General features: G+C 67.8%; 11 protein-coding genes and 1 tRNA gene. 9 read left to right on the top strand and 3 right to left on the bottom strand.

Translation table 11 applies throughout. From position 1 onward, the window contains the following. Positions 1-68 precede the first annotated feature (68 nt). The 5 genes from infA to DM450_RS05655 all read left to right on the top strand — a co-directional run bounded on the left by infA (position 69) and on the right by DM450_RS05655 (position 2,284). Positions 69-314, top strand: a complete 246-nt coding sequence (infA, locus tag DM450_RS05675) for a translation initiation factor IF-1 (RefSeq protein WP_007014967.1) — start codon at positions 69-71, stop codon at positions 312-314. After that, positions 295-951 (top strand): Maf family protein, encoded by a 657-nt coding sequence (locus DM450_RS05670; RefSeq protein WP_142633172.1) that lies wholly within the window; start codon positions 295-297, stop codon positions 949-951. The genes infA and DM450_RS05670 overlap by 20 nt, the downstream gene beginning before the upstream one ends. Continuing rightward, positions 944-1,918, top strand: a complete 975-nt coding sequence (locus tag DM450_RS05665; RefSeq protein ID WP_142633170.1) for a ribonuclease E/G — start codon at positions 944-946, stop codon at positions 1,916-1,918. Before DM450_RS05670 ends, DM450_RS05665 begins: the two co-directional genes overlap by 8 nt. Beyond that, complete coding sequence (locus tag DM450_RS05660) at positions 1,915-2,109, top strand: DNA gyrase inhibitor YacG (RefSeq protein ID WP_142633168.1); 195 nt, start codon at positions 1,915-1,917, stop codon at positions 2,107-2,109. Before DM450_RS05665 ends, DM450_RS05660 begins: the two co-directional genes overlap by 4 nt. A 99-nt stretch (positions 2,110-2,208) precedes the next feature. Next, a tRNA-Phe gene (locus tag DM450_RS05655) sits at positions 2,209-2,284 on the top strand. Between the two features lie 61 nt (positions 2,285-2,345). Here DM450_RS05655 and DM450_RS05650 read toward each other — a convergent pair. Next, positions 2,346-3,638 carry a sensor histidine kinase gene (locus tag DM450_RS05650; RefSeq protein WP_242526165.1) on the bottom strand — a complete coding sequence of 431 codons (1,293 nt, stop codon included), beginning with the start codon at positions 3,636-3,638 and terminating at the stop codon, positions 2,346-2,348. A gap of 303 nt (positions 3,639-3,941) precedes the next feature. Between DM450_RS05650 and DM450_RS05645 the strand changes: the two genes are divergently transcribed. The 3 genes from DM450_RS05645 to DM450_RS05635 are packed head-to-tail and all read left to right on the top strand — an operon-like array spanning position 3,942 to position 9,752. Beyond that, a complete protein-coding gene (locus tag DM450_RS05645) occupies positions 3,942-5,141 on the top strand; it encodes an efflux RND transporter periplasmic adaptor subunit (RefSeq protein WP_142633165.1) in 1,200 nt (399 codons plus the stop codon). A gap of 7 nt (positions 5,142-5,148) precedes the next feature. After that, positions 5,149-8,346 carry a multidrug efflux RND transporter permease subunit gene (locus DM450_RS05640; RefSeq protein WP_142633163.1) on the top strand — a complete coding sequence of 1,066 codons (3,198 nt, stop codon included), beginning with the start codon at positions 5,149-5,151 and terminating at the stop codon, positions 8,344-8,346. Then, positions 8,343-9,752, top strand: coding sequence for an efflux transporter outer membrane subunit (locus DM450_RS05635; RefSeq protein ID WP_260610227.1), 1,410 nt, complete (start codon positions 8,343-8,345; stop codon positions 9,750-9,752). The genes DM450_RS05640 and DM450_RS05635 overlap by 4 nt, the downstream gene beginning before the upstream one ends. 1 nt (position 9,753) lies before the next feature. Here DM450_RS05635 and DM450_RS05630 read toward each other — a convergent pair whose 3' ends face one another. Further along, positions 9,754-10,791 (bottom strand): dihydrodipicolinate reductase, encoded by a 1,038-nt coding sequence (locus DM450_RS05630; protein ID WP_142633161.1) that lies wholly within the window; start codon positions 10,789-10,791, stop codon positions 9,754-9,756. Positions 10,792-10,862: 71 nt separating this feature from the next. Continuing rightward, positions 10,863-12,560, bottom strand: a complete 1,698-nt coding sequence (locus DM450_RS05625) for an MFS transporter (RefSeq protein WP_142633159.1) — start codon at positions 12,558-12,560, stop codon at positions 10,863-10,865. Positions 12,561-12,830: 270 nt separating this feature from the next. On the opposite strand from DM450_RS05625, the gene DM450_RS05620 reads away from it, so the two are divergent. Further along, positions 12,831-14,084 (top strand): acetyl-CoA C-acetyltransferase, encoded by a 1,254-nt coding sequence (locus DM450_RS05620; protein ID WP_142633157.1) that lies wholly within the window; start codon positions 12,831-12,833, stop codon positions 14,082-14,084.

Genomic DNA, 14,084 nt, shown 5'->3' with positions numbered 1-14,084 from the left:
CCATTTTCGGCGAGTCGTGGCTATGTCGCGCCCCAACGACAAAGCTAGCTTACGGATATTGATCGCCGATGGCGAAAGAAGAACTTCTCGAAATGCGCGGCCGTGTGGTCGAACTGCTTCCCAACGCGATGTTCCGCGTCGAGCTCGAAAATGGCCACGAGATCCTGGGCCACACCGCCGGCAAGATGCGCAAGAACCGCATCCGCGTGCTCGTCGGTGACGAGGTCCTCGTCGAACTGACCCCTTACGACCTTACCAAGGGCCGTATCACCTACCGCTTCATGCCTGGTCGCGGTGGCCCCGGTCAGTACTGATGCCGCGTCCCCTGAAGGGGACGCTATCGTTTCGGCTGGCCCCGTTTCGGTGAACGACGCTTCAGGCGGACCGCGCCTGCTGCTTGCCTCGGCGAGCCCGCGTCGCCGCGAACTGATCGGACGGCTTGGCGTGACACCGCACGCCGTCGTCGCCGCCGACATCGACGAGACGCATGACGCGCGCGAACATCCGCGCGCCTACGCCCGCCGCATGGCGCGCGAAAAGGCGCTCGCGGTGACTGCGGACGACATGCATATCCTGGCAGGCGACACGGTTGTGGCCTGCGGACGCCGCGTGCTGCCCAAGGCCGAGGACGAGAAGACCGCGCGCGAATGCCTCGCGCTGCTCTCGGGCCGCCGTCACCGCGTGCTTTCCGCCATTGCCCTCAGATCCCCCGACGGCACCCTGCGCGAGCGGCTGTCCGAAACGATCGTCTGCTTCAAGGCGCTCTCGAAGGATGAGGTCGAGGCCTATATCGCCGGCGGCGAGTGGCACGGCAAGGCAGGCGGTTATGCCATCCAGGGCAGCGCCGAAGGGCTGATCACCTGGATTTCCGGCAGCCATTCCGGCGTCGTCGGCCTCCCCCTGTTCGAAACGCGCGCGCTGCTCAAGGCAGCCGGCTTCGCCATTGGCTGAATGGCTGGTCGAGGACGGGATCGGCGAGACCCGCGCGGTCCTCGTCGATAACGGCACCGTTCTGGCCGCCCGGCTGGAATGGCACACCGGCCTGAGGTCCGGCGAAGTGGCCGATGCCGTGCTTATCAGCCGCAGCAAGGGGGCGAAGCGCGGCACCGCCCGCTTCCCCTCGGGCGAGGAAGCCCTGGTCGACGGACTGCCCGCCGATGCCAGTGAAGGCGCACCGATCCGGCTGATCGTCACCCGCTCCGCGATGGCCGAGACCGGCCGTCTCAAGCGCGCCCAGGCGCGGCCCAGCGAACTGGACCCGCGCCCGGCCCCCTCGCTCGGCGAATCGCTGCGCGCAGGCGGCATGGCGGTACGCCGTCTGCGCGCCTTTGCCGAAGATCCCTGGCCCGAACTCTTCGCCGAGGCCTTCTCGGGCGAAGTCCTGTTCGACGGCGGCGCACTGCTGGTCATCCCGACCCCGGCGATGACGCTCATCGACATCGACGGCACCCTGCCCCCTGCCGCGCTTGCCCGCGCGGCAGTGCCGGCAATCGCCCGCGCGCTGGAACAGTTCGACCTTGGCGGATCGATCGGCATCGATTTCCCGACGCTGGAGCGCAAGGACGAGCGCAAGGCCGTTGACCAGGCGCTGGCCGAGGCGCTCGACCACTGGCCGCACCAGTCCACGGCAATGAACGGCTTCGGCTTCGTGCAGATCATCGCCCGGCTGGAACGCCCCTCGATTCTCCACCGCCTGCACCACGATCCCGCCGGCGCCTGCGCCCGCCTGCTGCTGCGCCAGGCCGAGCGCGTCACGCAGCCGGGCACGCTCCTGCTCACCGCCCATCCGCGTGTGCGGGCAAAAGTCCTGCCGCAGTGGGAGGCCGAACTCGCCCGCCGCACCGGCCGCGCGCTGCAATGGCACGAGGACGCCGCGCTTGCGCTCACCGGCGGATTCGCGCAGGCGATCACGTCATGACCACCAAGACCCGCAAGTGCCCGATCTGCGGCAATCCGCGCAGCGAAGAGCACACTCCGTTCTGCTCCAAGGGCTGCCGCGACCGCGACCTCCTGAAATGGCTCGACGACGGCTATGCCCTGCCCGGCCAGCCCGCCGACCCGGATCTGCCGGAACTGTCGCGGCCGAATATTTTTCCACAGGACGATTGAGACCCGATGTCATTTTAAGGTTGCCAAGGCCCGCTGCCTTCGCCATAGGCCCGCCACCGACACGGTACGGAAGCTTCGGCACCGCACCGGACCAGGGATGCCCGGGTAGCTCAGTTGGTAGAGCACATGACTGAAAATCATGGTGTCGGCGGTTCGATCCCGTCCCCGGGCACCACTTCCTCAGCAGGAAGTGGTGCCTTTTCCTTTTCCGCTCCCTGAAATTTCGCAGCGCCCTTTCAAGCCTCGGGTATGGTCAGGGTCGCCCTCAGGCCGCCTTCCGCCCGCTCCACGAAGGACAGCTTGCCGCCAAACCGCATCATCAAGCGGTGCGCGGTGGGAATGCCCAGGCCGAATCCCGGCGTATCGCGGCTGCGCGCCTCGTCGAGACGGAAGAACGGCGTCAGCACGTCCTCGAAGTGCGCCGCGGGAATGCCGGGGCCGGAATCCTCGACCTCGATCTCCCATGCGCCGGACATCCGGCCGATCCGCACATCCGCCTCGCCGCCATAACGCACGGCATTCTCCACCAGCGCCGCCAGCGCCAGGCGAACCGGCTCCGCATAAGTGGTTGCAATGGCCGTCTCCGGCCCCAGCACATGGACCCGCCCCGCATAAGGCGCCGCGAGCGCGCCGGTCAGCGCCGCGAGATCGACCGCCTCGGCCTCGCTGGCCAGATGCTGGGCACGCAGATAGCCCTGAAGCGAGGCCAGCAACCCCTCCATCTCATCGATGCTGCCCGCCACGATCTCGGAGATCTCGCGGTCGTCGATAAGATCCACCGCAACCCGCTGGCGCGCCAGCGGCGTGCGCAAGTCATGGCTGATCGCCTCGAACGAGCGCGCCTGATCCTCGAGCAGCCGGGCGATGCGCTCCTGCATCACGTTCATGGCATGGGCGAGGTTCTGCAGGTCCTCGGGACCGCGCTCGTCGATCTCCACGCGCTGGCCATGCCCGATGGCATCGGCGGCCAGCGCCAGGCGCCTGAGCGGCCGCGTCAGCAGGCGCAGCAAGAGCAGACCCACCGCAAGACAGGCCAGCGCGGTGAAGAAGGTCAGGATCGTCGCCCTCAGGGCGATCGGCCACATCGCCCCGAAATCACGCGAACGGAAGTTCAGCCACTGCCCGTCGGCAAGGCGAATCGAGCCCACCAGATCGCGCCCGCCTCCGCGCTTGTCCGCGAAGGCAAGATGCAGCGGCCGCGTCGCCAGCCCCGGCTCCCAGTGCACGACCTGCCCCGCAATCAGCTGCAGCGTCCGCCCCTGCCCCATGCGGGGCACCGCAGGCGCGGCATCGACCCGCGCATCGAGATGCCGCGTCGACATCACTTCGGCCGTTCGCCGGGCATCGAGACGGTGCAGCCGGTCGCTCACCACCAGCAATTCGGCGATGCGCCGCGCGTGATCCTCGCGCAGCGTCTGGCGGTCGATGGCCTGATAGAAGGCGATGCTGCCCCCCAGCTGCACCAGCCCGAGCAGGAGCAGCAACGACGCGGCCTGCACGGCCAGGCGGGGCGAACGGAAATGCGGCACTCTCACCTCTCTTCTCGGCGGCGCCATGCTCCATCGTTCCGCCTGCGCGGGGGCAGCGCCTTGCCTCGGGCTCTCACCCGCATGCACGCGCGTCAATGGCCCGCGCAAGGGCAGCAACGTTTTGACATGGCCCGTCACCTCCCCGTTTTAGAGCAAAAATCCGCGACGGCGGCGATGCAATTGCATAAAACGGCATTCGGTCACAAATTGTCGCACTTGCGAAATGCCGGCTTGCGGTCGTCGCCGATTGCCTCGATAGCTCGCGCACTTTTCCGTGATCGGGTGCGCAACTTGAAATCGACCATGCCTTTGACGATTCCAGCCCCTCTTTCCGCCCTTCCCTTCCGCCGGACCGCGCTGTCGCTGGTCATCGCCTCGCTGCTGGTCAGTTGCTCGGGCGAAAAGAAGGATGACAAGCGCCCGCCCACGCAAGTCGGCTACATCGTCGCCCAGCCCTCGACCGTGCCCGTCGCGGTGACGCTCAGCGGCCGCACCGTGGCCTACGAGACCAGCGAAGTGCGCCCGCAGGTCACCGGCGTGATCGTCAAGCGCTTCTTCACCGAGGGCACCCTCGTGAAGGCAGGGCAGCCGCTCTACCAGATCGACCCCAGCCTCTACCGCGCCGCGGTGAACCAGGCATCGGCCGATCTCGCCAGTGCCCGCGCCACGGCCGAGGCGGCCGGCGCCAAGGCCCAGCGCTACAAGCCGCTGGCCGACATGGAGGCCGTCGCCAAGCAGGACTACGCCGATGCACTGGCAACCGCGCGCTCGGCCAATGCCTCGATCGCGCAGAACGCCGCCACGCTCGACACCGCGAAGATCAACTTGCGCTTCACCACCGTGCCGGCGCCGATCAGCGGCCGCATCGGTCGCTCGCTGATCACCGTCGGCGCGCTTGCCAGCGCCAGCCAGACCGATCCGCTCGCGGTGATCCAGCGCATGGACCCGATCTACGTCGACATGCAGCAGTCCGCCGCCGAAATCACCGCGCTGCGCCGCAAGCTGGCGGCCGGCGGCGTCATCCCCGGCAGCACCACCGTGCACCTCACCTTCGATGACGGCAGCCAGTACGCGCTGCCCGGCACCGTGCGCTTCTCCGAAGTGACCGTGGACGAAGGCACCGGCACCGTGACCCTGCGCGCCGAGTTCCCGAACCCCGACGGCCTGCTGCTTCCCGGCATGTTCGTCTCGGCGGTGTTCGACCAGGCCAACGACCCCAATGCCTTCCTCGTGCCGCAGAACGCCGTGCAGCGCGATTTCGACGGCTCGGCTTACGTCATGGTGGTCGGCGCCGACGGCAAGGCGGCCCGCCGCAAGATCGAGACCAACCGGACGAACGGGCCCAACTCGGTCGTGACCTCGGGCCTGCAGCGCGGCGACAAGGTGATCGTCCAGGGTCTCAACGGCCTCAAGCAGGGCGCCGAGATCAAGGCCGTGCTGTCCACCGCGCCGCAGGAAGTGAAGCCCCAGTCCGGCAAGCCCGGCGCAGCCAAGGGCCACTGATCCTCCCATGTCGCGCATCTTCATCGACAGGCCGATCTTCGCATGGGTCCTTGCCATCATCGTGATGATGGCGGGGCTCGGCGCCCTCGCCTTCCTGCCCAACGAGCAGTACCCCGACATCGCCCCGGCCCAGGTCAACATCCGCGCGACCTACAACGGCGCCTCGGCGGAAACGATCGAGAACAGCGTCACCCAGGTGATCGAGCAGCAGCTGACCGGCATCGACGGCCTGCTCTACTTCTCGTCGCAGTCCTCGAACCGCGGACAGGCCACGATCAGCGCGGTCTTCGCCAAGGGCACCGATCCCGACATCGCCCAGGTCCAGGTCCAGAACAAGGTCCAGTCCGCGCTCTCGCGCCTGCCGCAGGCAGTGCAAAACCAGGGCGTGACGGTTACCAAGTCGAACCCCGACCAGCTCTTGATGGTCGGCGTCTACGACAAGAGCAACGGCCGTTCCAACCAGGACGTTTCCGACTACCTGACCTCGAACATCCAGGATCCGCTCTCGCGTATCGAGGGTGTCGGCGACGTCAACGTGTTCGGCGCCCCGCACGCGATGCGCATCTGGCTCGACCCCAACAAGCTGGCGGCGGTTTCGCTGATGCCCAGCGACGTGACCTCGGCCATCACCGCGCAGAACACCGAAGTTGCCGCGGGCGAGATCGGCGGCCTTCCCGCGCCGCAGGACCAGTCGATCGACGCCATCGTCACCGCCGGTTCGCGCCTGCAGACGGCCGACCAGTTCCGCGCCATCGTGCTCAAGACCAACACCGACGGCTCCAGCGTGACCATCGGCGATGTCGCCCGTGTCGAGATCGGCGCGGAGAACTACAGCACCATCATGCGCATCAACGGCCATCCCGGCGCCGGCATCTCGATCTCGCTCTCGCCCGGCGCCGACGCGCTGGCGACGGCGGAGCGGGTCAAGTCGGCCATGGTCGATCTCGCCAAGGGCATGCCGGACGGCCTCGACTACACTTACGGCAGCGATTCCACCGCGTTCATCAAGCTCTCGGTGGCCGAAGTCGAGAAGTCGCTGTTCGAGGCGATCGTGCTGGTCGTGATCGTGATGTTCGTGTTCCTGCAAAGCTGGCGCGCCACGCTGATCCCCGCGATCGCGGTTCCGGTCGTGCTGCTGGGCACCTTTGCGGTGTTCTACGTCGCCGGATTCTCGATCAACACGCTCACGCTGTTCGGCCTGGTGCTGGCGATCGGCCTGCTGGTCGACGATGCCATCGTCGTGGTCGAGAACGTCGAGCGACTGCTTGAGGAAAACCCGGGCATGACGCCCCGGCAGGCGACGATCCTGTCGATGCAGGAAATCCAGGTCGCGCTGGTCGCCATCGCGCTGGTGCTGTCGGCGGTGTTCCTGCCGATGGCCTTCTTCGGCGGATCGACCGGCGTCATCTACCGCCAGTTCTCGCTGACGATCGTCGTTGCCATGGTGCTCTCGGTGCTGGTGGCCCTGATCCTGAGCCCGGCGCTGACCGCCACCCTGCTCAAGCCCAAGACCCAGGGCGAAGAGGAACCCACCTGGGTGGACCGCCACCTGCCCTGGCTGGGCCGCCTCTGGCACCGCTTCCACACCGGGTTCAATACCGGCTTCGAGCGCATGACCGATGCCTATGCCCGCCGCGTCGAGCGTGTGGTGCAGCACAAGTGGCGCTGGCTTGCCCTCTTCGCGATCGCCTGCGTTGCCACCTTCATGCTGTTCCAGCGCCTGCCGACCGGCTTCCTGCCGAACGAGGACCAGGGCACGATCATGGTGCAGTGGCGCCTGCCGGCAGGCTCGCCGCGCACCCGCACGGAAGAAGTGCAGAAGCAGATCGAGACCTATTTCCAGACTTACGAGAAGCACAATATCGCGACGATGCTGTCGCTCTCGGGCGGCGGCATGGGCGCATCGGGCCAGAACACCGGCTCCGCCTTCATCACCCTGGTCGACTGGGAAGAGCGCCCCGGCGCGAAGAACACCGCGGCCGCCATCGTCCAGCGCGCCAACGGCGCGTTCCGCGGGCTGCGCGACGCCCAGGTCTTCACGCTCGTACCCGGCGCCATCCGCGGCCTCGGCTCGTCCGCGGGCTTCACCATGGAACTGCAGAACCGCTCCGGCATGACCCGCGCGCAGTTCCAGCAGGCCCGTGACGAACTGCTGGCCAAGGCGGGCGAGGACAGCCGCCTCACCAACGTGCGCCTCAGCGACCTTCCGGACGTATCCACGCTCAAGGTGGCGATGAACACGCGCGCCTTGACCACTTACGGACTGACCGCCGCGAACGCCAACTCCACGCTGCAGACGGCCTGGGGCGGCACTTACGTGAACGACTTCCTCGACAAGGGCCGCGTCAAGCGTGTCTACGTCCAGGGCGATGCGCAGTTCCGCTCGCGCCCCGAAGACCTGTCGCGCTGGTTCGTGCGCGGCACCGACGGGCAGATGGCGCCGTTCTCGGCCTTCTCGTCGATCAGCTGGTCGACCGCGCCCAGTACCTCGTCGCGCTTCAACGGCCTGCAGGCCTACGAATTCTCGGGCACTCCCGCCTCGGGCGTCAGTTCGGGCACGGCGATGCAGATCATGGAAGACCTCGCCAGCCAGATCCCGGGCACCGCCGTGGCCTGGTCCGGCTCGTCCTATCAGGAGCGCCTCTCCTCGGGCCAGGGACCGATCCTTTACGCGCTGTCGCTGCTGGTGGTGTTCCTCTGCCTTGCCGCGCTCTACGAGAGCTGGTCGATCCCGATCGCGGTGATCCTGATCATCCCGCTCGGCCTGCTGGGCGCGATCCTCGCGGTGACGCTGCGCGGACTGGAGAACGACGTCTACCTGCAGATCGGCCTGCTGACGACGATGGGCCTTGCCGCCAAGAACGCGATCCTGATGATCGAGTTTGCCGAACAGGCCGAAAAGCAGGGCAAGCGCGTGATCGAGGCGGCGCTCGAAGCCGCGCGCATCCGCCTGCGTCCGATCCTGATGACCAGCTTCGCCTTCATCTTCGGCGTGCTTCCGCTTGCCGTCGCCAGCGGAGCCGGCGCCAACAGCCGCATCGCCATCGGCACCGCCGTCGTCGGCGGCATGCTGACGGCAACGCTGCTGGCGATCTTCTTTATCCCGCTGTTCTTCGTCATCGTTCGTCGCAGTGTCCGCGAAGGCCTGGCCGTTGCCCACCGCTATCTTCGCAATCGCCGCGCCGCCAAGGGAGACGCCGCATGATCCGCGCCCGCATGCTGAAGCGCATGGCGCTCACCCTGCCCGCGCTGGCGCTTGCCGCCTGTTCGATGGCCCCCAAGTACGTGCAGCCAGAGCTTCCCGCCCCGGCCTCCTGGCCGGTGGGTGACGCCTATCTCGCGCAGAGTGAGGCAAACCTGCCGCTGGTGTCCTATTCGGAAATCTTCCGCGACCCGCGCCTGCAGAAGCTGGTCGAGCAGGCCCTCCTCAACAACCGCGACTTGCGCGTCGCGGCGGCCAATGTGGCAGCGGCACGGGCGCAAGTGCGCGTCACCCGCGCCGACCAGATCCCCGCGCTCGGCGTGACCGGATCGGGCACCCGCACGCAAGTGAACGGTTCGGGCGACAGCACCGCGCTGTCGCTGCAGGGCGGCATTTCCAGCTTCGAACTGGATTTCTTCGGCAAGTACGCGAGCGCCACGCAGGCCCAGCGCGATACCGCCGTCTCGACCGAAGCCGATGCCCGCACCGTGCGCCTCGGCCTTGTCGCCGATCTCGCGCAGGCCTGGGCCAACTACGGTGCCGATAGCGATCTGCTGAAGATTGCCGAGGCAACGGCGGCCAATGCCGAACGCTCGGTCACGCTGACCGGTGCCCGCCTCAAGGGCGGCATCGCCCCGCGCACGGACCTTCGGCAAGCGGAACAGGTCCTCGAAACCGCCAGGGGCGACCTCGCCGCACAGAAGACCGCGCTGGCGCAGGACATCAACGCGATCCGCCTGCTGGTCGGCGCCGATTTCGACCAGAGCCTGCTGCCGGGCGGCATCGACGAGGTCAACGCCTCGCTCGCCGTCCTGCCCGCGGGCACCAGCTCGCAAGTCCTGCTCCGCCGTCCGGACGTGGTGGAAGCCGAATACGCCCTGCGCGCCGCCAATGCCGACATCGGCGTGGCGCGGGCGCAGCTGTTCCCCTCGATCTCGATCACCGGCCTGCTCGGCTTTGCCAGCGGCGCGCTGTCCTCGCTGTTCGACAAGGGCGCGTTCTCGGCAACGGCAGGCGCGGATGCCAGCTGGACGATCTTCAACGCCGGCGGCAAGGCGGCCAATGTCGACGTCTCGAAAGCCAGGCGCGATGCGGCGCTGGCGACTTACGAGAAGTCGATCCAGACCGCGTTCAGCGAAGTGGCCGATGCCCTTGCCGATCAGGGCACCCTGGACGAGCGCCTGCGCGCCGCCAGCGCCTATTCGAACGCCGCCAGCGACACTGCGAAGCTGACCGAGGCCAGCTACAAGCAGGGCATCTCCAGCTCGCTCGACAACCTCGACGCGCAGCGCAGCCTCTACACCGCGCGCAAGCAGGAAATCGCGGTGCGCCTCGCCGTCGCCAGCAACCGCGTGACGCTCTACCGCGTGCTCGGCGGCGATCAGGCGACCGCACCCGCCCAGCCGTAAGTCAGGCGAAGATCGGGACGATCTGTGGCAGGTCCACGGTCGTCCTGATCCCCGGCGGCGCGGCACAGACGGCCGGGATCGCATTGACCGGGCGGTGCGCGGTGAGCCCCGGCGTGAAGGCCGCATAGTCCTCGGGCGCGACCGGGAAGGTGATCTCCATGCGCACCGGCGCATCGCCGCCGGTCGTGACCCGCCAGCCCGATTCCCGCAGATCCCAGTCCTGCTCGATATCGGTGGTGACGTACCAGTTGGCGCGAAACCGCATGACCGGCTCGCCCTTGTGCAGACAGGTGATCGTCGTGCGCATCGCCCCGACCGTCCCCGCCGGCACGGTCCCTGCGGCGATGGTCAGGTCCTTGCGCGTGGCCGAGAGCTCGCCGAACGCCTCCACCGCATCGATCTCCAGCCCCATGGCATCGGCCACCTGCGAGAGCGAGCTGCCGAAATCGCCTTTCAGATGCTCGGCCCGGCGCTGGTCGAACGGCGCCATTTCGGCCCCGAAGCCCATGACCTGGAACAGCATCTCGGGCGAATCGCGACTGGAGACGTCGGCATCTTCGTCGATGGTCAGCACGCCGTGGCGGCGCTCCAGCGAGAGCAAGGGAATGGCCAGCGCCTCGGTGACGAAGCCCGGGCTCGATCCGGTGGAATAGATCGAGACGCCGCCCCTGGCGCAGGCCGCCTCGATGCGGGCGCGCAGGTCCTTGTCCATCAGCCGCGGATTGTGGAAGTCACCGCGCGTGGTGACAACGTTCTTGCCCGATTCCAGCAGCGCGCAAAGCTCGTCCCAGTCGGTGCCCTGCCGCATGTAGAGCACGCAGTCGGCATCGAGCCTGACGATGTCCTCCAGCGAACCGGTCGCCGTCACCCCGGTTGCCGGCAGCCCGCAAAGCGCGCCGGCATCCTTGCCGATCTTGCCGGGCGAGGAGACCCACAGGCCCACCAGCTCCATGCGCGGATGCTCGATCACCGTGCGCAGCGCGCGGCTGCCAATGTTGCCCGTGGCCCATTGCACCACGCGCCAGATCCTGTCCTGCATTCGCTTCTCTCCCGGTCCTTGCGTCATTTCGCCTGCCCCTCACGGCTGCGACAATCCCCGGATGGGAACGCTCAGGGCGCGATCCAGCCCGTCGTTTCCTGCCGGGGATCGTAGGATTCCGCCTTCCAGCGCACCGATCCGAACGGCCGTTCCAGCTGGCGCCGCACCCGGCTTCCCTCCCCCCGCCGGTGGAAGGCATCGGCGGCGGCCTGCACCGCCAGATCGGCCTCGGTGAAGCGATCGCGCAGCCGCAGGTAATCGCCCCAGGTGGGGCAATGATACCGCTCGGTCCAGAGCGCGGGATCGGCGATGTCGCGGGCGATGGACCAGGCGAAACCGCCGTTGCGCTTGCGCATCGACTGCATCTTCATCATCGCCGCATAGAAGTCCCGCGCGTGGGCGGGATCGACGTCGTAGTCGACCTCGATCACCACCGGACCGGACCGCAAGGTCAGCGCCATGCCGACCTCGGGCTCATTGCCCAGCGGAATTTCCGAAGTTCCGCTCGCCCCCTCGCGCGCAATCGGCAGGACAAGACCGAGCAGGGCCGTCGCGCCGACCGCCATGCCGGACACCAGCAAGGCATGGCCCACCCCGGTCTGCTGCGCGACCTGCCCCCAGACCCATGCGCCGATGCCGATCCCGGCCGTGATCGCCGAGGAAAACAGCGACAGCGCCCGCGCCGTCACCCAGCGCGGGGCGGAAAGCTGCACGGTCACGTTGATCATCGCGATGGTCAGGATGTTGCAGGCGCCGACCACCAGAAAAGCCGCGCACGTCAGCATGGCCTCGTGGCTGAAGCCGATGACGGCAAGCGCCGCGCCGGTGCCGATGGCGAACAGGCGCACCGCCCATTCGGTGGAGATCATCTCGCGAATGCGGCTGACGAACAGCGCCCCCGTCACCGCCCCCACCCCCTGCGCGCCAAGCAGCAGGCCATAGGTCGCCGCATCGCCGCGCAGCATGTCGCGCGCGATCAGCGGCGCCAGCGCCGAAGCGGTCGCGGTCGACAGGCCGAACGCGAAGACCCGCAGCAGCGCGGTCCGGATCGCCGGGGCGTGCAGCGCGTAACGCGCCCCGCCCAGCATCGCGCGGTCCATGCGCTCGGGCGGCAGGCGCGATGGCACGTGCCGTCGCTGCCAGAGGAAAAACGCGAAGAACAGCGGCAGATAGAGCAACGCGGTCATCCCGAAAACCGCGCGCGCGCCATAGGCAACCACGATCAATCCGCCCAGCGCCGGGCCGAAACTGCGCGCGACATTGTAGCTGATCGTCCCCAGCGCCACCGCGGCCGGCAAGTGCCCGCGCGAGACCTGCTCCGGGATCGAGGCCTGCCACGACGGCGAATAGAGCGCCACGCCGGCACCGATCAGCGCACAGAACAGCAGCAGCATCGTGCCCGTCACCAGATCGAGGAAAGCGATCGCCGCCAGCATCGCGGCGCAGACCGCGCTGAAGGCAAGCCCGCTCATGGCGATGCGGCGGCGGTCGAACATGTCGGCAATGGCGCCTGCCGGGAGCGTGACCACCACCAGCGGCAGCATCATCGCGCTCTGCACCAGCGCCACCATTTCGGCCGAACTGGTGAGCCTGGTCATTTCCCAGGCCGCCCCGACACCCAGGAAAAGCTGGCCGAAATTGGAGAACAGGCTGGCCGTCCAGATCCGGCGGAAGGTTCGCTCGCGCAAGGGGGCGAAGGCACCGCCCGGCGAACCGTTCTCCGGCGATGAAGCGCCCTCTTCCCCGTTCGGCGCGCTGTTGTCCGACACGCTCTTTCCCTTCGTCCTGCCCCTTGGCTCCTGACTGTGTCCGCGGCGCGGTCAGCGTCAAGCACAGCCACTGCGCCCGCGCGATCCATCGCCTGGCCGGAGAGGTTGACGCGGCAGGCACGAAATCCGATATGCTTTCATCTGAAAGCAATCGCCGCTGCGATAGGACACCCCCCTCCAATTGCAATTCCCCGGACCTGCCAGCATGACCTCGGCAAAAGGCGCCTCGACAGATCGCGCGCCTGCCCGGGACATTGAGGAGATCCGACCGTGAGCGAAGCCTGGATCATCGACACCGTGCGCACCCCGCGCAGCATCGGCAAGATGGGCAAGGGAGCCCTTTCGCAGATGCACCCCGAGCATTTGTCGGCCACCGTGCTGGCCGCCCTGAAGGAGCGCAACGGCTTCGACACCGCCGACGTCGACGACGTAATCTGGGGCGTGTCCGCAGCCATCGGCCTGCAAGGCGGCGACATCGGCCGCATGGCCGCGCTCGATGCGGGGTATGACGTCAAGGCAGGCGGCGTCACGCTCAACCGCTTCTGCGGATCGAGCATCACCGCCACCAACCTCGCCGCCGCGATGATCATGTCGGGCATGTCGGACCTGATGGTGGCGGGCGGCATGGACATGCTCTCCTACGCCAATGCCCACGGCATGAAGATGCGCGAGGCCGGGCTCGGCAGCGCCGGCATGGGCGCGGGCAATCCCCGCCTCCAGGCCAAGCACCCGCAGACCAACCAGGGCGTTGCCGCCGATGCAATCGCGGCAATGGAGGGCATCAGCCGCGCGGAACTGGAAGCGCTCGGCGCCGAAAGCCAGCGCCGCGCCGCCCTTGCCATCGCCGAGGGCCGCTTCGCGCGGTCCACCATCGCGGTGAAGGACGATGACGGCAACGTGATCCTCGACCACGAGGAATATCCCCGCCCCGACACCACCGCCGAAAGCCTCGCCCAGCTCAAGCCCGCGTTCGAGATGTTCTACGCCATGCCCTCCGCCCCCGGCGGCAAGACCTATCTGGAACTCGTCCACCAGGTCTACCCGGACCTCGACGTCAAGCCGGTCCACCACGTCGGCATTTCCTCGGGCGTGGTCGACGGCGCCTCGGCGATCCTGCTCGCCTCGAAGGACTATGCCGAGAAGCATGGCCTCAAGCCGCGCGCGCGCATCGTCGCCATGGCCGAGACCGGCGACTGCCCGACCCTGATGCTCAACGGCCCGGTCCCGGCGGCAAGGAAGGTGCTCGCCAAGGCGGGTCTTACCAAGGACCAGATCGACGTCTGGGAGGTGAACGAGGCGTTTGCCGTCGTGGTCGAGAAACTCATCCGCGATCTCGATCTCGACCGCGCCAAGGTGAACCCCAATGGCGGCTCGATCGCGCTGGGCCACCCGATCGGCGCGACCGGGGCGATCCTGATCGGCACCGCGCTCGACGAACTGGAACGCAGCGGCGGGCGTTATGGACTGGTGACGATGTGCGCGGCGGGCGGTATGGCCCCTGCCGTGATCATCGAGCGAATTTAA

The sequence above is a fragment of the Sphingomonas sp. IC081 genome (genome assembly GCF_006874585.1).
Classification (GTDB): Bacteria; Pseudomonadota; Alphaproteobacteria; order Sphingomonadales; family Sphingomonadaceae; genus Novosphingobium.
Note: the sequence above shows the minus strand (reverse complement) of the source record. Positions and strands in the feature narration are given on the sequence as shown.

Coding starts and splice junctions, on each gene's coding strand:
- infA (WP_007014967.1), top strand. CDS start 69: ATGGCGAAAGAAGAACTTCTCGAAATGCGCGGCCGTGTGGTCGAACTG.
- DM450_RS05660 (WP_142633168.1), top strand. CDS start 1,915: ATGACCACCAAGACCCGCAAGTGCCCGATCTGCGGCAATCCGCGCAGC.
- DM450_RS05645 (WP_142633165.1), top strand. CDS start 3,942: ATGCCTTTGACGATTCCAGCCCCTCTTTCCGCCCTTCCCTTCCGCCGG.
- DM450_RS05640 (WP_142633163.1), top strand. CDS start 5,149: ATGTCGCGCATCTTCATCGACAGGCCGATCTTCGCATGGGTCCTTGCC.
- DM450_RS05635 (WP_260610227.1), top strand. CDS start 8,343: ATGATCCGCGCCCGCATGCTGAAGCGCATGGCGCTCACCCTGCCCGCG.
- DM450_RS05630 (WP_142633161.1), bottom strand. CDS start 10,791: ATGCAGGACAGGATCTGGCGCGTGGTGCAATGGGCCACGGGCAACATT.